The organism is Oceanobacter antarcticus (genome assembly GCF_044962685.1).
In the GTDB taxonomy this organism is placed as follows: domain Bacteria; phylum Pseudomonadota; class Gammaproteobacteria; order Pseudomonadales; family Oceanobacteraceae; genus Oceanobacter; species Oceanobacter antarcticus.
Genome location: NZ_JBBKTX010000029.1, coordinates 36,488 through 54,193 on the forward strand (window position 1 = coordinate 36,488; position 17,706 = coordinate 54,193).

General features: G+C 53.0%; 12 protein-coding genes. 4 read left to right on the top strand and 8 right to left on the bottom strand.

Going from position 1 to position 17,706, the window contains the following annotated elements:
* Nucleotides 1-14 precede the first annotated feature (14 nt).
* The 5 genes from ligA to WG929_RS18495 all read right to left on the bottom strand — a co-directional run bounded on the left by ligA (nt 15) and on the right by WG929_RS18495 (nt 8,439).
* Nucleotides 15-2,090, bottom strand: a complete 2,076-nt coding sequence (gene ligA, locus WG929_RS18475; protein WP_416207250.1) for an NAD-dependent DNA ligase LigA — start codon at nt 2,088-2,090, stop codon at nt 15-17.
* An 81-nt stretch (nt 2,091-2,171) separates the two neighbouring features.
* Entirely contained in the window at nt 2,172-3,524 is a 1,353-nt protein-coding gene (locus WG929_RS18480; protein ID WP_416207251.1) for a cell division protein ZipA, read from the bottom strand.
* 103 nt (nt 3,525-3,627) lie between these two features.
* Entirely contained in the window at nt 3,628-7,140 is a 3,513-nt protein-coding gene (gene smc, locus WG929_RS18485) for a chromosome segregation protein SMC (RefSeq protein WP_416207252.1), read from the bottom strand.
* Between the two features lie 92 nt (nt 7,141-7,232).
* A complete protein-coding gene (locus tag WG929_RS18490) occupies nt 7,233-7,907 on the bottom strand; it encodes a GntR family transcriptional regulator (protein ID WP_369854775.1) in 675 nt (224 codons plus the stop codon).
* A 277-nt stretch (nt 7,908-8,184) separates the two neighbouring features.
* Nucleotides 8,185-8,439 carry a hypothetical protein gene (locus tag WG929_RS18495; protein ID WP_369854776.1) on the bottom strand — a complete coding sequence of 85 codons (255 nt, stop codon included), beginning with the start codon at nt 8,437-8,439 and terminating at the stop codon, nt 8,185-8,187.
* Nucleotides 8,440-8,815: 376 nt separating this feature from the next.
* Here WG929_RS18495 and WG929_RS18500 point away from each other — a divergent pair, with 376 nt between their 5' ends.
* Nucleotides 8,816-9,505 carry a LexA family transcriptional regulator gene (locus WG929_RS18500; RefSeq protein WP_416207253.1) on the top strand — a complete coding sequence of 230 codons (690 nt, stop codon included), beginning with the start codon at nt 8,816-8,818 and terminating at the stop codon, nt 9,503-9,505.
* 8 nt (nt 9,506-9,513) lie between these two features.
* Here WG929_RS18500 and WG929_RS18505 read toward each other — a convergent pair whose 3' ends face one another.
* Nucleotides 9,514-10,374: a DMT family transporter gene (locus WG929_RS18505; RefSeq protein ID WP_416207254.1), complete on the bottom strand. Its 861-nt coding sequence runs from the start codon at nt 10,372-10,374 to the stop codon at nt 9,514-9,516.
* Nucleotides 10,375-10,736: 362 nt separating this feature from the next.
* Here WG929_RS18505 and WG929_RS18510 point away from each other — a divergent pair, with 362 nt between their 5' ends.
* Nucleotides 10,737-11,639: a GAF domain-containing protein gene (locus WG929_RS18510; protein WP_416207255.1), complete on the top strand. Its 903-nt coding sequence runs from the start codon at nt 10,737-10,739 to the stop codon at nt 11,637-11,639.
* A gap of 284 nt (nt 11,640-11,923) precedes the next feature.
* A complete protein-coding gene (locus tag WG929_RS18515; RefSeq protein ID WP_416207256.1) occupies nt 11,924-12,661 on the top strand; it encodes a carbonic anhydrase in 738 nt (245 codons plus the stop codon).
* A gap of 131 nt (nt 12,662-12,792) precedes the next feature.
* On the opposite strand, the gene fadA is transcribed toward WG929_RS18515, so the two are convergent.
* Both fadA and fadB read right to left on the bottom strand, forming a co-directional pair.
* Nucleotides 12,793-13,971, bottom strand: coding sequence for an acetyl-CoA C-acyltransferase FadA (gene fadA / locus WG929_RS18520; protein WP_416207257.1), 1,179 nt, complete (start codon nt 13,969-13,971; stop codon nt 12,793-12,795).
* Between the two features lie 20 nt (nt 13,972-13,991).
* Nucleotides 13,992-16,178, bottom strand: a complete 2,187-nt coding sequence (gene fadB, locus WG929_RS18525; RefSeq protein WP_416207258.1) for a fatty acid oxidation complex subunit alpha FadB — start codon at nt 16,176-16,178, stop codon at nt 13,992-13,994.
* 570 nt (nt 16,179-16,748) lie between these two features.
* Between fadB and WG929_RS18530 the strand changes: the two genes are divergently transcribed.
* Nucleotides 16,749-17,540 carry a hypothetical protein gene (locus tag WG929_RS18530; protein WP_416207259.1) on the top strand — a complete coding sequence of 264 codons (792 nt, stop codon included), beginning with the start codon at nt 16,749-16,751 and terminating at the stop codon, nt 17,538-17,540.
* Nucleotides 17,541-17,706: the final 166 nt, after the last annotated feature.

Here is a 17,706-nt window from a genome sequence, read left to right on the forward strand (position 1 = left end):
TATCAGCATGTATATCAGACATGAATACCATGTTCTTCCAGTACGGCCAGTAACCGGGTCTCATCCCAGACGCTGACCCCAAGCTGAGTCGCCTTGGCCAGTTTTGAGCCTGCTTTTTCACCCGCTACCAGAAAGTCGGTTTTGGCCGAAACACTGCCGGTCACCTTGGCACCCAGGGTTTGTAAATGGGCTTTGGCTTCATCACGGGACAACGCCGTCAACGTACCGGTAATCACGGCCGTTTGCCCGGCCAGTGGCAAGTCTTCGGCAGCCGCTCTGGCCGGCTCCCCTTCGGGCCAGACCACTCCGGCGTTTTTGAGTTGCTCGATCACGGTACGGTTGTGGGCTTCAGCAAAAAAGTTGACGACATGACTGGCAACAACGCTGCCCACATCGGCAACGTCCAGTAATTGCTCAATACTGGCATCCATAATCCGCTGCAAAAAACCGAAATGATCCGCCAGACTCTGAGCAGTCACTACGCCGACTTCGCGAATACCCAGCGCATACAAAAAACGGCCCAGTGTGGTCTGTTTGGCCTTGTCGAGTGCCGCCAGTACGTTGGTTGCCGATTTTTCCCCCATACGCTCCAAACCGGACAACTGCTCCAGCGTCAGGTGAAACAGGTCATCGACGGAATCAATCAGATCGGCCGCCACCAGCTGTTCAATCAGTTTATCGCCGAGGCCTTCAACATCCAGCGCCTTGCGCGAGGCAAAGTGCTTGATCGCTTCCTTGCGTTGCGCGGCACACACCAGGCCACCGGTACAACGGGCCACGGCTTCACCTTCCACCTTTTCAATCAGCGAGTCACACACCGGGCAGCTGTCCGGTATCAGAATGGCATCGGTGTGTTCCGGCCGTTGCTCCAGTACCACGGAGACCACCTGGGGAATCACGTCACCCGCCCGGCGCACAATCACAGTATCGCCAATACGCACACCCAGGCGCGCCACTTCATCCATATTATGCAGCGTGGCATTGCTGACGGTCACTCCGGCCACATGCACGGGTTCCAGTCGTGCCACCGGGGTTACTGCGCCGGTACGACCAACCTGGAAGTCGACCCCGAGCAAGCGGGTCATCTGCTCCACCGCCGGAAATTTATAGGCAATCGCCCAACGTGGCGCGCGGGCGACAAATCCCAGCTGTTGCTGCAATGCCAGCGCATTCACCTTGAACACTGAACCATCAATTTCGTAGCCCAGTTGGTGGCGTTTTTCTCCTAACAGCCGATAGCAATCGAGCGCCTGTTCCAGACCATTCGCAGTGCGGGTTTCCGGGTTAATGCGGATACCCCAACCCTGAATCTGATCCAGAATCCCGCGATGTGTCGTTGCCAGTCCAAATTCATCCGACACGATGCCGATGCTGTAAGCACAGAATTCCAGCGGCCGTTTGGCGGTAATACGAGCGTCAAGCTGACGTAGTGAGCCAGCCGCCGCATTACGCGGGTTGGCAAACACTTTTTCGTCCGCAGCCCTGGCTTTGGCGTTGTAGGCCTCGAACCCGGCTTTGGGCATGTACACTTCACCACGCACTTCAATACGTCGCGGCCAGGCGTCACCCTGGAGGCGTAAGGGTACGTTGTTGATGGTACGTACGTTACGGGTGATGTCTTCGCCGGTCTGGCCATCACCTCGAGTTGCTGCCCGTACCAGCTTGCCCTGCTCATAAAGCAAACTGACGGCCAGGCCATCCAGTTTCGGTTCGCAGATCAGTTCAATCTCGGCCGTCGTTTTCAGGCGATCGCGGATACGCTGATAAAACGCAGCAAACTCTTCCGCGTTCATGGCGTTATCCAACGACAACATGGGTAGTTCATGTTGAACCTGATCAAACGCCGCCAGTGGCTCTGCCCCTACTCGCTGGGTTGGAGAGTCGGCAGTTATCCATTGAGGATATTGCGCTTCCAGCGTCTGTAGTTCTCGCATCAGGCGGTCGTATTCCGCATCCGGAATCGCCGCTTCATCCAATACGTAATAACGGTGATTATGGTCGTTGATTTGCTGACGCAGCTGTTCAATACGTGTGCGGGCTTGCGTCGGTAACACATTGGACTGGGTTGACGATGTATCTGGGGAAGACATGACTATCTGGCTCACACTGGCAAGCGCGGTCAGTGCCGCGTCTGAAGGGTTCGGTTGTTCGGCAATAAGCGGGCAACGAAGTTAACGTCGCTTGCCCGCAGCCTGTTTTTTCGCCAGCAAGGCTTGCCGACGTTCATATTCGAGAATTTGCTGACGATCATGCTCGACCGTTTGTTTGGTGAAGGTACTGTGAGTCGCATCCTTGAGCTCGGCGTTGAGATGGTCTGCCAACAGCCGAGCCATTTCAGACATCGCCTGATAAGCCTCTAACGGACGCTTTGCTCCCGGCAAGCTTAAAAAGAACGTCAACCCGGAAAAGTGCTCATCTTCCATGCTAGCCGGGCTAAAAACACCGGGTTCATAGGTTTGAGCGACTGAAAACTGGATTGGCCCCTTGCCATCTGCATCTTCAAATCGATGAAAGATTTGTTCCTGGCCGTAACGTAAATCGCAACCATCAAACAGGTGTAAGAGAGAACGGCCTGAAAATCCGGTTTCATCGCGGGCGCGGGCATGAATCACCAGTACCACCTCTGCCGCCGCACGGGTGGACAGTTGTTCAGCATCGTCCCCGGCATAGATAATCAACTCACTGCCCTGATCAACGCCCTGCTCTTCCTGCTGGGCAATTTCATCTTCCAGGTGGATGGTCTCTTGCTCACCCGCTTGACCGCTCTCTTGACAGTTTGCATCGGCCAGCAGTGGGTCTGCTTCGTCGTCCTTTGCCGTCAGCGGTTGCTCGTCAGCGGTATCCTGCACCTCAACGTGCAACTCCGGTTCGATAATGACATTGCGTTCGCCCAACGCTTCTACCGTCATCAACAGCGGCACGGCTTCATCCAGATTGACTGGCCGGGCTTTCGGAATAATGGCGGCAGGAGCCTGATCTGCGGATGTTTCCTCCAGCTCACGGCTGCGAGCATTCAGCCAACTATGGAGATTTTGCTGCAGGGCCTGCTCATCGGATTCGGGGCCATCGGGTTCGAGTGCATGAAATGCTTCACTGCGGGGTGCTGACCGCTCATCGCTATCACTGACCGACTCGCTGAGCGACTCGTCGCCAGCTCCGCTCTCCATCAGAGGATGCTCTGCAGCATGACGTTGCTCATTCAAGGCGCTACGATCGTCCTCTGATATCAAGTCAGGCGCGCCATCTGCTGTATTTGCAAATCCATCAAGCCGGGTATCCGTATCTGGTGCACTGACGCGGGCGTCTGCGTCTGCCTCCGCTGCTGCCGGATTACCGACAACCCGAAAACGGCCACCGGGTAATTCCGGGTTGTGGTTACCTTCCGGAAATTTGAAATCTTTGCTGATATCCAGCTTCAGTGCCATGGCGCGAGCACGTTTCATACGTCGTATGCCATCCACTACAATAATCACGACTGCCAGTAAACCCAGCAATATCATGACCGTTTTCCAGGTCAATTCCATAACGTCCTCATCGTTGGTGTTTTGTCGGGCAACTGGATCTGATGTCTCATACAACCCGTTGTAGGCTGCCCGTTATGCTTCCGGTTCTATTCCCAGATTATCGCTACTGTTCGATCATTTCTGTGGCTGCCTCTACATCAACGGAGACCAGTCTTGATACGCCCGGTTCCTGCATGGTGACTCCCAGCAGCCGGGATGCCATTTCCATCGCAATTTTGTTGTGGGTAATAAAAATAAACTGCACCTTGCCTGACATCGCTTTTACCAGTTTGGCATAACGTCCGACATTGGCATCATCCAGTGGTGCATCCACTTCATCGAGCATGCAAAACGGTGCCGGATTCAACTGGAAGATGGAAAACACCAGGGCAATGGCCGTTAATGCTTTCTCACCACCAGACAACAGGTGAATGGTGCTGTTTTTCTTGCCCGGAGGGCGCGCCATAATGGCGACACCGGTATTCAGCAAATCGTCATCGGTCAGATCCAGCCAGGCATGACCACCACCAAAGACTTTGGGAAACAGCTCTGCCAGTCCGTTATTGATTTTATCAAAGGTCTCTTTAAAGCGGGTACGGGTCTCCCGGTCAATTTTATGGATTGCGCTTTCAAGTGTCGCCAGCGCGGTTTCCAGGTCGTTGTTCTGGGCATCCAGATATGTCTTGCGCTCGGATTGCAGGCGGTATTCATCAATCGCTGCCAGGTTGATATTGCCGAGCCGGCGAATACGTTCGCCAAGATCAGCCAGATCTTGCTGCCACTGCTCGGGATCCGCTTCATCTGGCATGTTATCCAGTACTTCTTTCAGGGTGAGTTTCTCTTCCTGCAGTTGTTCAATCAGTGCCTGACGACGTATATCCAGTGCCTGGCATTCCATTCGTACCGCTTCAAGCTGGTTACGTACATCCAGTGCTTGCTGTTCCGCCTGGCTACGTTGTTGTTCCAGCTGACGCAAGCCAGTCTCTGAACCTTCCAAGCGGGAACGAGCTTCCTGTACCTGCTGTTCGGCTTGCTGACGCTGTTCCAATAGTTGCTGCAATTCTTCTTTCAAGTGCGTCAGATCAATACTGTGATCCTGTTTCTGGCTTGACAGTATAGTCTGTTTTCGACTGCGCCACTGTTCCAGCTGGACGCTTAATCGCTGGATGGCGGTGTTCAGCCCCTGAATGCGGCTATCCAGCTCACGCTGGCCCAGTTCTGCCTGATGGGCTCCCTGCTGCCGCTGCTGTAACACTGTACGGGCATCGTCCAGTTGCTGTTGCTTACTGTCCCGCTGCAACAGCAGCTGATCTCGTTCATCGCCGTACAGTTCTATGGCATCACTGGCTTGCTGCCATTGCATACGGGTTTCTTCCAGCTCTTGCTGTAATAACGCCTGCTGTTCACGAGCTTCAGCCAGATCATCGTCGATACGCTGGCTGCGTTGCGCAAACTGTTCTGCTCGTGCCTGATGGGCTGAAAGCTGGGCCTGTAAGGTCATCAGTTGGCTGTTCACTTGTTGCCATTCACGCTGGGCGGCGTCGCGTTGCTGCTCCAGTCCGTGCAGGCGCATACGTGCCGCTTCGTATTCTGCTTCCCAATCTTCAACATCCATATCGAGCTGGTCCCATTGTTCCAGCAGTAATTCCAGTTCCTGCTGGCGGCCCAGTACACTGCCCTGACTTTCCGCCTGGCGTTGCACTCGTAACCAGTCACGACCCACCCGTACCGCATCGGGCGTCATCCAGCTTTCACCCGGAGCCAACTCCTGCCGCCGGGCCAGCGCCTGATCGAGTGAACCAATGGTTCGAACCGGAGCCAGTAAATCGCCCAGTTGGTAGGGAGATTGCAGCCGTTGTAACAATGAGTCAGACGCGAGCGGAGAATCTGACGGCGGTAGTTCGAGACCCGACCAGAGCACCAGGTTGCCTTCCTGCAAGCTGTCCAGCCATTGGCTGGCCATGTCCAGATTATCGATCACCAGCGCCTGCAGGTAGTCGCCTAATACCGCTTCCACGGCGGTTTCCCAGCCACTTTCAACCTGCAGTCGTTCTGCCAAACGGGGTTTGCGTGACAATTGTCGGCTTTCGAGCCAACGTGCCATGGCATCACTGCTTTGCCCCAGCGCCGCTTTTTGCAGGGCTTCCAGCGTGGCCTTGCGGTTACTGAGCAGGTTCAGCTGCTGCCGACCGGTTTCCACCTGTTGCCGCTGTTGCTCGATATCGGCACGGACTCGTTCGGCCTGCTCCCGGCTGCTGTCGACACGTTGCTGCTGTTCTTCCGCTTGCAGTTCATATTCGGCGGCTTCCTCTTGCAGTAACTGGATTTCGTCGAGTTCGGGGTTGTTTTGCAACTGCTGTTGCTCACCTTGCAACTTGTGTATCTGTTGTTGCAATCGCAGCAACTGCTGGTCGAGGGATTGAATGCGTGTGTGCGCGACGTCCGCTTGCCGGGCGGGCTCACCGGCACGCTGGGTAAACTGCTGCCAGTCATCCTGCCAGCGGGATTGTTCGCGTTCGGCATCATCAAGCTGGTCTTTGGCCTGGAGTAATAATTCTGCCAGCAGTTCCTGTTCTGGCTCCTGTTGCAGTCGCTCGGCTTCGAGGTTATCCAGCTGCTGCTGGTCGGCTTCCAGGGCAATCTGACAGGCTTCCAGCTGCCGTTCGGCTTCCGCCAGATTACGATCCAGCTCCAGCGACATTTGCGACTGGTGTTCTATCTTTTGTTCTTGTCGGGCAATTCGAGCACCAACTTCGTAAAAGCGACCCTGAACAGCCTGGAACCGCTCATGGTCTTCACTCTGTAACAGCCGCAGCGCTTCGGAATCCGCGTCAATCCTGACTTGTTCAGAGCGGTGTTTTTCAAAACGGGTGTCCAGTTCTGTAATGAACAACTCCCGTTTACGATAGTCCTGATCCAGCTGCTGCCATTTCAGGGCTTGCAGCTGAGCCTTCTTTTGCCGCTCTTCGGCTTTCAGCGCCTTGTACTTTTCAGCCGCTTCGGCCTGACGTTGTAAATGACCGAGCTGGCGCGTGAGTTCATCGCGGATGTCTTGCAGACGTTCAAGATTTTCCAACGTGCGTCGCATGCGGTTCTCGGTCTCGCGACGACGATCCTTGTAGCGAGAGATACCTGCGGCCTCTTCGACGTACACCCGCAGCTCTTCTGGTTTGGCCTCAATCAGGCGGGAAATCATGCCCTGTTCGATAATGGCATAGGAACGCGGCCCCAGGCCGGTGCCAAGAAACAGGTCGGTAATATCCTTGCGACGGCAGCGGCTGCCATTCAGAAAGTAGGTGGACTGGCCATCTCGGGTAACCTGACGGCGTACGCTGATTTCGGTGTAGGCGGCGTACTCGCCCCTTAAGGTCTGATCACTGTTGTCAAACACCAGATCGACGCTGGCCTTGCCAACCGGTTTGCGCTCGGAAGATCCATTAAAAATGACGTCCGTCATGGCGTCGCCGCGCAGGTATTTGGCCGAGCTTTCCCCCATCACCCAGCGGACGGCATCAATGGTGTTGGACTTGCCACAACCATTGGGGCCAACGATACCAGTCATGTTGGTATTAAAGCTGACAGTGGTCGTGTCAACAAAAGATTTGAAGCCAGAGAGTTTGATGGCCTTCAGGCGCATAGGAATCCGGTGGGCTGGAGACGACAGCCCGCTATGATAGCGGTGTTGATCTGAAGTGGCTAACCCGGCGGGCTACGGCCACTTCGGGTATGTTACACAGACTCTTTCAGTGTGTTGGCTTCGATTGCCTGAACCACCAGCGAGCAATGACGTTTGCAATACTCATTGACCAACGCCGGTATCTCATCATTTTGGTCGCTGAGTGTGCATTCGATCAGGCGAGTAACAAACAGGCTGGTTTCGTCCATTTCGCCAAGGTTTTTGCGTAATGCCAATGCCAGCGCACGATGCAAGGGAGGTTGCAGATTGTCGAGTGCGGTTTTCAAATACTCATTACCAGCGGCGACGGCAGCACTGGAAATCAGTTCAAAATTGGCTTCGATAAAAAGATGGTGATCATGTACAGCGGCCGTGTTACGCAGCTTGTTGACCAGCAACTCCAGCTTTTTCTTGTCTTCTTCTTTCCAGCTCCAGGCCAGCTTTTCGGCCAGCATTTCAAGCAGATTACCGTACAGGCGATAAAGGCTGCGTACCCGGTCAGCATTCAATTCAGTCACATAGGCACCACGGCGCGGCTGAATAGTCACCAGGTGGCGACGCTCCAGAATCAACAGTGCTTCACGTACAGAGCCACGACTGACTTGCAATTCACTGACGATACGGGCTTCCTGAATACGTTCATTATTCACCAGATCACCCTGAATAATGCGATCTGCAAGGTGGTTGGCTATTTGTTCTGCAAGACTTTCGGCGACGACAAACGCCATAATCAGTTCCTCTAAAGCGTACATATGACTTGAAACGATCAACCTGCCAAAGCTCAACAGCGTTGATTTCAATCACGTTTCAGTCAACAAATTATCGGTAATCATGGTTCCACTGACAAATATCACAAACCGCTAGCTCTAAAAACGGAAGATGCCTCGCAGTTGTCTGCCATGACGTCCTTACATCCGTGAGATGACAATCCTGGCGTCTGAAAGCCTGTTGGATCGACCTCACCTTCTTACAACGATCCTCTCAATAGAGGCCAGACATCCGCGATTAACGCAATATCTTCAATACAACAGGGTGGAACAGATGAACATTAACAAAACCGGAAAACGCGGAGGCAGCAAAAACAAACCGTGCCCGTAGCTGCAACAAGAGTAAAACTCTGGCAGTCATTTGAATAGAACCGCCGCTCAGCTCGCTTGCGCTGAGTTCATCGCCAGCAAGTTTGCCAGACCATATGGCAACGCGGAAAGCATCAAGCATACTATCTGAACGCCATTTTTCATTTTCTCCAACCAGTTCCACTGCGGTACTGATTTGGGAACATCTTGCTGCGCGTCAAGAGACACTCACAGCCGATATGACCCTTTAATGGGCAAAATCTATAGTTCAAACCCATTTTCTCAGGCAAAAGTACCAATTTTTACTAATGCAAAATCAACTTTGTGTTTTTATACTGCCTGCTGGAAATACACTGACAGTATAAAAACGGTCGCCTTTTGTATGGACTCGTAACTGTTTGCCCGCAAATACCCAGCAACCTCTCGTCGGTCTCTCAGAGATGTGCGGAGCATATTGACACATATGCAACCAAGTCAACAGATACAAGCATATATGTGTGACGCCAACACTCCGAGTGAGACACACAAGCGGTTTTGCATACCTAACCAGCAGCGACAACATGAATAGCGCACCGACCGACAGTGAAAATAAAACATCGATGGATTTTTTGACCAGTCTGGGACAACGAATTGCTGCGATGGCCGACCTGGTCGGCAGCAAGAAAAAACTCGCCGATGCCGCAGGTATCTCGGAATCACAACTCTATCGTTGCATCAAGGGTGCCAGTGCGACAACCGTTGAGCCTCTGGTCGCCATGGCCAAGGCAGCGAACGTTTCTATTGAATGGGCGGTATCCGGTGAAGGGCTGATGCATGCGGATCAATATGACACCTTGTCTGTCAACGACAGCAAGCTGAAATCGATCCCGTGCTATACCGCCTCTCACCAGCATTGCCAAACCCGGACAGCGAGTCCGGAATTTGCACTGCCGAGCCACTGGGTCAAACAGCGAGGTCTGAACGACCAGTCTCTGGTGATACTGACGGCCAGGGGCGACAGTATGAATCCGACCATTCCCGACGGCAGCCTGGTGCTGATCGACACCCAGAACAGGTCGCTTCTGGATGGTCGCCTCTATGCCTTGCGGGAAGAAAATTTCGAAATGATCAAACGCATCCAGAGAGTACCGGGACAAGGGGTCTGGCTACTGTCGGACAACAAGCACTACAACGACGTATTACTGGAACAAAACGACATGAACCAGCTGGAAATTATCGGTCGGGTTGTCTGGATCGGCACCGATGTGTGAGGCCTGGTTCAGGTATCAACGGATCGGCGCGCCCGAATCGCAATCAAAACACCGGCCACAATCAGCCCCATGGCCAGTAACATCAAGGTTGTTAAACGCTCGGATAACACCAGCGCCCCCATCAATACTGCCAGCCCCGGCACCAATAGCTGTACCTGAGCAGCACGATGGATCCCCAGCCAGGGCAAAACCCGATACCAGCCAAAGTAACCCAACCCTGAGGCTATGGCACCCGATATCACAGCAAGCAGTAAAGGCTGCCAATTCGACCACTCGGGTTCAGCTGTAAAAGGTATTAATAGTATCGACAGCAGACTAGCGGCGACAAAGGCAGCTTGCACATCTGCCAAAGGTGTTGACGAACCCTGGCCCAGCACCACAAAACCAGTCCAACCGAGTGCAGCCGTGACCATTAACAGCACTGCCCACCAGGAAGACAGTGCACTGCCAGGCAGCAGCAGCAAGGCCAGCCCGGTAATCGAGACCAACATCCCCACCAGTTGCCAGGCTCCAGGCCGTGCGCCGCGCCAGATATTTACCCATTGCAACCCAAGCTGTACTGTGGCGAACAATACGAAAGCCCCGACACCGGTATCCAGACTGACATACGCCATGGAAAATGCCGACGCATAAACAAATAACCCCAGCCCCAGTAACCAGAAGCGCCGGCTGTTCGGGCAGACACGATTGCGGCTCCCCAAGCGGATATTCTGATACCACAGCAACACACTCAATACCACCGCACCCGCCACCAGACGGATGATCGTAAAGCTTTCGGAATCAAAACTGTATTCCCTCAAAGCCCAGCGGCATAAAAGAGAATTGGCTGCAAAAGCCAGTAATACCAGTGCGGTCTGAACCACCATCATATGCTCACTTATTATTAACTTTATTGGCAATATGGCCATAGTGACATCATTGCTGGACTATCTCTGAAAATCATCTTGCTTCGCTAGATTCATGCTGCAGCGACAGGTACAAGTACCCTAAGCTTGGGGCATGGCTCTGGGTATGTTACATGCGCAGAGCAGAATGGCCGCAACCAATAACAAGCCCGAGCAACAACCAGAGCAACAACCAGAGCAATAATAAAATAGTCACGGAGCACTGAAGACGAACAGTAACGCTGCCACTTAACACTACTCGATCCATGGCAACAGCTTCAGAAGGCTGCCGAAACACGCTGAACATTATCACAGCGATGACTCTGTCGCTTATCAGGGAGATATCGATGAATGCGTTTACAAAAGCAGCAGAGATTTGGGTACCCAACCATACGGAGTCTGACCGCTCCAGTCATTTACTCGCGTCAGCCAGTTACTACGGAGAACTGGGCCATTTTGCCGAAATCAGTGCGACCATGACCTTTGGTTATGGCGAGGGCTTACCTGGTAGTGCCTGGCAATGTGGCCACCCGGTTCTCTGGTCTGATCTCAGAAGTGACCGCTTCAAACGCAGCAATTTTATTTCTGATACCGGAATAGACTCAGGTCTTGCAATTCCGATCTTTGCCGGTGATTTTCTTCAAGCGGTTGTGGTGCTCTTTTGTGGTAACCCCGGAACCGCCAGTGGCGCTGTCGAAATCTGGCAAAATGATACCCAAAGCCCACAGCAGTTAAACCTGATGGAGGGTTATTACGGTCTACTGGAGCAATTTGCCGCCATATCTCGCAATATGACCATCCAACAGGGAGAAAGTCTGCCAGGCAAGGCATGGCAGCTGGATCAGCCACTGCTACTACAGAATCTGGCGAATCGTCACCGCTTTATCCGTGCTCATTCCGCCGAAGAATACGGGCTCGCAACCGGTCTTGCTTTGCCGTATATCGATAATCACAAGAATAGCCATGTGGTTTGCCTGTTATCCACACTGGGTACGCCTATCGCCAGCCAATATGAAGTCTGGCTGCCAGATGACAACCAGCTGAAATTCCACGATGGCTTTGCCATTGATGGCTCAGATCTCCACCAGCGCTATGATGGGGATCAGATTGAGCGCGGAGAAGGTCAGCTTGGCAAAGTCTGGCTCAGTGGTGTCCCCCAGCTGGCCAGTCAGAATCTGCCCGCCCCGGTACTTTGTTTACCGGTGATCAATGCCGGTCGCTTGAGCGGCATTGTTCGCCTGGTTCTATAACAACGCGGAAGCACACACCCACCTGCGCCTGGTGTGCAAGAGTCACCCAACCCGAAGGGGCCGTTCCAATCAGGCCGACGTTATGCAACCTTCCTGTCAACCTGGTATCTCATGCGTAGATCGCCACCCAGTCACTGTATTTTTCAGCCGGTTTGATCTGCGGTTCGGTAACTACAGACAGAGCAAGCCAGCGATGTCCCCTATACGAACAACAGCAACGAGCACAGTCCATAAGTAACCCCAGGTTTGATTCATCACCTGGCCAGCAGAGAAAGAGCTAACCCATGATTAAAAAGTCTGCCCTGATCCTGATCAGTGCACTCACCCTGAATAGCCTGATTGCCAGCGCCAATCCATCACCACACTGGAGTTACGAGGGTGACGATGGCCCCGAGCATTGGGCCACCCTATCTGCAGACTATACAAGCTGCGGCAGTGGCCTGAACCAGTCGCCATTGAATCTGACCGAGATGATCGCAGCCGATCAGATACCTCTGGTCTTGAATTACCATCCCGGCGGTAAGGAAATCCTCAACAACGGTCACACGGTGCAGGTGAATTACGCCGCTGGCAATACCTTGAATGTGGGTTCTCGCAGCTTTAACCTGATTCAGTTCCATTTCCACACGCCGGCTGAAAACCGTATCGAAGGCAAGTCGTATCCCATGGCCATGCATCTTGTCCATGCCACTCCGGAAGGTCGGCTGGCGGTACTGGCCATCATGCTCCAGGCCGGTGAAGAAAATAAGGAATTGGCCAAAGTCTGGGGCGACCTTCCCCTGTCTGGTGAGAAAAAGGAATTGGACAACAGGCTGGACATATCAAAATTGCTGCCCGAATCCCTGGATTACATACAATACAACGGCTCCCTGACGACCCCACCCTGTACTGAAGGCGTCAGCTGGTTTGTACTGAAAACCCCGATTGAAGCCTCTGCTGATCAAATTGTCGTCTTCACACGTTTGATCGGTGAAAACAGCCGTCCGATTCAACCTCTGAATGCCCGAGTGGTCATCCAGTAGCCCGCCATCTCACCCTGGCCGCTAAACAAAAAAAGCCCGCAGCGGTTATCGCTGCGGGCTTTTTCCATTCTTTGCAACAACAGACGGTCGAGCCCAGACAGGCTGTTGATGCATTGAATACTTGACGATAATCAGAGGCGTTCCCACACGGTGGCGATACCCTGGCCCAAACCAATACACATGGTCGAGACGCCATAGCGTCCACCTTCCTGCTCAAGCACGTTGATCAGAGTGGTGGAAATACGGGCACCGGAACACCCCAGCGGGTGACCCAGAGCAATCGCACCGCCATGGATATTGATACGATTTTCAGCAATTTCGGTCAGCTTCAGATCCTTGATACAAGGGAGTGACTGGGCCGCAAAGGCTTCGTTCAATTCCCAGTAATCAATATCGCTGGTTTCCAGACCGGCACGCTTCAAGGCTTTTTTGGTCGCTGGCACCGGGCCGTAACCCATAATCGCCGCATCTACACCGGCAACCGCCATGGAAACGATACGAGCACGCGGCTTGAGGCCCAGCTCTTCGGCTTTTTCAGCACTCATCAACAACATCGCAGCAGCGCCGTCAGTGATCTGGGAAGACGTACCCGCCGTCACCGTACCACTCTTGGGATCAAATGCCGGACGCAAGGCACCCAGGGTCTGTAACGTGGTTTCCGGGCGAATGGTTTCATCTTCACTGATCAGCACCTGTTTGCCATCCGCATCGTGGCCATACATCGGGACGATTTCATTCTTGAACTTGCCATCCAGCGTTGCCTGGTGGGCACGTTGATGCGACCGCACCGCAAAGGCATCCTGCTGATCACGACTGATGCCATGCATCTTGCCGAGCATTTCTGCGGTCAGCCCCATCATGTTGGAGGCCTTAGCAAAGTGCTTGGACGATGCCGGATTATGATCAAAGCCATGGGTCATTTCTACGTGGCCCATATGCTCTACACCACCCACCACAAACACATCACCGTTGCCGGTCATAATGGCCTGGGCAGCGGTGTGAATGGCGCTCATGGCAGAACCACACAGGCGGTTAACAGTTTGCGCACCGGCTTCTTTGGGAACTTTGGTCAGCAGACCAATTTGACGAGCAACGTTAAAGCCTTGCTCTTTGGTCTGATTCACACAGCCCCAGATGATGTCTTCCACCAGCTTGGGCGGGACATCCGGGTTACGTTCAAACAGCGCGTCGATAATCGTGGCGGACAGGGTTTCTGCACGGACATGACGGAAAGCGCCACCACGGGAACGGCCCATGGGCGTACGAACCGCGTCGATCACTACAACGTCTTTGGGATTCAGGGTTGTCATAAATTTCTCCAGGTTCGCGCTTATTCCGCACTGTCTGTCGTGACGGCGGCGTTGGCTGCTGCCGGGAAGTAGGATTCACCATTGGCGGCCATAACACGCATCCGGTCAGTCGGCTCATACAGTTTGCCCAGATGAGCAAATGTGTCGCACAGGGCAACAAAGCTGGACAGGCCAACAGTATCCATGTAACGACAGGCTCCACCACGGAATGGCGGGAAACCAATACCGAAGATCAGGCCCATATCCGCTTCTGCTGCCGTATCCACAATGCCTTCTTCCAGACAGCGGGCAACCTCGATACACATCGGAATCATACAGCGGGCAATTATCTCGTCGGCGTCAAACTCAGTCGCAGCAGCCACAACCGGTTTGATCAGCTCATAGGCTTGCTCATCAACGACTTTTTTCGGTTTGCCTTTCTTGTCGGTTTCGTATTTGTAGAAACCAACACCGTTCTTCTGGCCATAACGATGGTTTTCAAACATCACTTCCATGGAAGTTTTGTAATCGGCTTTCATGCGATCCGGGAAGCCTGCTGCCATCACCTCGTTGGCGTGAACACCGGTATCAATACCAACGACGTCCAGCAGGTAAGCAGGGCCCATTGGGAAACCGAACTTTTCCATCACCTTGTCGATTTTCTGGAAATCAGCACCATCCCGTACCAGAGCCGCAAAACCGGCGAAATACGGGAACAAAACCCGGTTCACCAGAAAACCGGGGCAATCGTTGACGACAATCGGGGTCTTGCCCATTTTTTTGGCGTAGGCAACGACGGTCGCAACCGCTTCAGCAGAGGTTTTTGATCCACGAATCACTTCCACCAGCGGCATCATATGTACCGGGTTAAAGAAGTGCATGCCGAGGAAGTTTTGCGGCCGCTTGAGGTCTGCCGCAAGCAGGTCAATAGAAATGGTCGAGGTGTTGGAAGTGACGATGGTATCGTCGCTGACCTTGTCTTCCAGTTCCGCCAGAACGGCTTTTTTGACGTTCGGGTTTTCAACCACCGCTTCTACCACGGTATTCACAGCGCCGAAGTCGCCGTAGCTCAGGGTTGGGCGAATACGGTTCAGTGATTCGCCCATTTTCAGAGCCGTCATTTTGCCTTTTTCGACGCGACGGGAAAGCAGCTTGTTAGCCTCGTTCAGGCCCAGCTCAATACCGGCTTCGTTGATGTCTTTCATCAGGATCGGCGTGCCTTTATAGGCGCTCTGGTAGGCAATTCCACCGCCCATGATACCGGCACCCAACACCGCTGCCATGTTGGTTGGCTTGGCGATCTTGTCGTATTCCTTGGCTTTCTTTTTCAGCAGCTGATCGTTCAGGAACAAACCGATCAATGCCTGGCTTTCAGTGGTTTTAGCCAGCGTTGCAAAGCCTTTGGATTCCACTACCAGCGCTTTGTCGCGGCTCATGGAGCAATGCTTTTGCATCGTTTTGATGGCGGTGATCGGCGCCGGGTAATGACCCTTGGTCTGCCCCATCACAAAGCCCTTGGCCGTTTCGAACACCATCATCGATTCCATGGTGTTCAGCGTCAGCTTGGCGGTTTTTTCAGCCCGGCGTTGCTGCCAGTTGATGGCACCAGCAATTGCAGATTTGAGCATTTCAAGCGCCTGTGGGCGCAGTGTGTCAGCACTGAATACTGCATCCACGGCACCGTCGGCCAGCGCCTTGTCGGCTTTCTGCTCGTTGCCCATGCAAATCCATTCGATCGCGTTGTCGGCACCAATCACACGCGGCAAGCGCACGGTGCCGCCGAAGCCAGGCATAATGCCCAGTTTGACTTCCGGCAGACCAATTTTTGCACTGTCTGCCATCACCCGAATATCGGTGGACAGCACCAGCTCCATACCACCCCCCAACGCAACACCGTTGATCACTGACAAGGTCGGTACTGGCAAGTCTTCAAGTGCCGAAAATACACTGTTGGCATAGCCCAACCACTCAACGATCGTCTCTTCAGGGCCGGCAAAATAACTGCCGAATTCGGTGATATCGGCACCTACGATAAACGAGTCTTTGCCAGACGTTAGCAGCACGCCCTTGACTGCATCATTGGCTGCAATCGCAACAGTGGCAGCCTGTAATTCTTCCAGCGTGGCACGGTTGAATTTGTTGACGGACTCGCCTTGCAGGTCGAACCTGAGTTCGGCGATGTCACCTTCGATCATGCTGACCGTGATGGCTTTACCTTCGTAAATCATCAACTGATCTCCAAGTGGTGGTTAGCGTAAGGACTGCCTGTTGACAATCCGATCCATTGTTCGTGCGTTTGCATCATGCTCTGATTGGTCATAATGCGGCACAGCCATTTCAAACATCCGATTAATACGATCGTTTGAATTCTATGGCAACCTTCGTTGAATCCAAGAATAAAGTCAATAGCAAGATTAGACCTTCACAGCAGAGCCACAACACTGACTCAACACCAAACAGGTCACTGACTGTTCGCGTCTATGACGGTTGCGGTTACGCCTTGGTGGCCATACAGCAGGTCTCAACAAAAGCACGGACAGAATCGGCAATGATGCGAACAGAAAATACACCCAGACGAGCCAAGTTGAATATCTGCTTCAATAAAGTTACTTTTCGTATCAAAGCGTTCTACTACCAACGTACGAGATCGCGACATTTGCTAGCAGATACCGTAGTATTGTTCGAACCCGCTTTACTTGCAGCGATGCGTCAAGCCTGTCTTTTGAGAGCATTATTCTCATCATCAGACCGACGGTACTGCTGAAGACCATAAAAATAATCATAAAAAGACTGAGGTCATGATGACTAGATATCTCCAATCGCTAGGCCTTGCCCTGGCACTCCTGCTGACATCCGTCTCCTCCCATGCGGCCGCCAATGAGCTGATGATCCAGCTACAGCATATGCGCCTTGCCTCTATTGGTGTGATGACTGACTTTTTTATGTATACCGGCCTGGATGGTGACAGCAAGTACGGTCGCCGTATGAATGCCAATATGGAATCGTTTAATGCCTCACTAACCCAGGCACGGGAAAACGTTGCCAGCCAAGAGCTGATCAGTCACTTGAACGATATTGAGCAAGAGTGGCTGAGCTTTACCCAGTCTCTGAACAGCAACCGCAATCTGGTTGAAAACCAGGGTTTTCCCAGCGTTCAGATGGTTGACGAGCTGGGTCGCCTCAACAACGCGCTGGTTACTCGTATTTCATCGGCCTACCATCAGGTTGCCGGTGTCAACGATACCAACCCGGCGATAGAAAAAGTCCGTGATATGGCCATGCTGTTGCAGGAAATGACCACCCAATATGCAGCGTCGGCCGCTATGGATGACTCCGAGGTTTATCTGGGTGAATACAAGCGCACCATGCAGAAGATGACTTCGGATTTTGAATTCCGACTGGCAGATCTCAAGGCCGTGGCCTATCAGCGCTCCACTCATATTCTGATGGACAACATCAACAGCAAGTGGCGTTTCCTGCGCAATTCCATTACTCGTCAACACGAAATGGATGTTCCTTTCCTGGTGATCAGTTACAACGATCGTATTATTCGCCACTTGGAAGAACTGGAAGGCAAGATTGGCAGTTGATCTGATCCAACCGATCCGACACCCATAAAAAGTAGCCCTCATCAGGCTAATGCTGTTCACTTAAGCCATTTACTCATCTGAGCAGTATCTGGAAAATCCGATGTCAGACCATGACATCGGATTTTTTTATGTCCATTCAGCAAGATCTTCTCGACCTAGACGAACT

What these genes read in the sequence shown, in the direction of transcription:
- ligA (WP_416207250.1), bottom strand. Translation starts at nt 2,090, where the DNA reads ATGTCTTCCCCAGATACATCGTCAACCCAGTCCAATGTGTTACCGACG.
- WG929_RS18480 (WP_416207251.1), bottom strand. Translation starts at nt 3,524, where the DNA reads ATGGAATTGACCTGGAAAACGGTCATGATATTGCTGGGTTTACTGGCA.
- smc (WP_416207252.1), bottom strand. Translation starts at nt 7,140, where the DNA reads ATGCGCCTGAAGGCCATCAAACTCTCTGGCTTCAAATCTTTTGTTGAC.
- WG929_RS18490 (WP_369854775.1), bottom strand. Translation starts at nt 7,907, where the DNA reads ATGGCGTTTGTCGTCGCCGAAAGTCTTGCAGAACAAATAGCCAACCAC.
- WG929_RS18500 (WP_416207253.1), top strand. Translation starts at nt 8,816, where the DNA reads ATGAATAGCGCACCGACCGACAGTGAAAATAAAACATCGATGGATTTT.
- WG929_RS18505 (WP_416207254.1), bottom strand. Translation starts at nt 10,374, where the DNA reads ATGATGGTGGTTCAGACCGCACTGGTATTACTGGCTTTTGCAGCCAAT.
- WG929_RS18510 (WP_416207255.1), top strand. Translation starts at nt 10,737, where the DNA reads ATGAATGCGTTTACAAAAGCAGCAGAGATTTGGGTACCCAACCATACG.
- WG929_RS18515 (WP_416207256.1), top strand. Translation starts at nt 11,924, where the DNA reads ATGATTAAAAAGTCTGCCCTGATCCTGATCAGTGCACTCACCCTGAAT.
- fadA (WP_416207257.1), bottom strand. Translation starts at nt 13,971, where the DNA reads ATGACAACCCTGAATCCCAAAGACGTTGTAGTGATCGACGCGGTTCGT.
- fadB (WP_416207258.1), bottom strand. Translation starts at nt 16,178, where the DNA reads ATGATTTACGAAGGTAAAGCCATCACGGTCAGCATGATCGAAGGTGAC.
- WG929_RS18530 (WP_416207259.1), top strand. Translation starts at nt 16,749, where the DNA reads ATGATGACTAGATATCTCCAATCGCTAGGCCTTGCCCTGGCACTCCTG.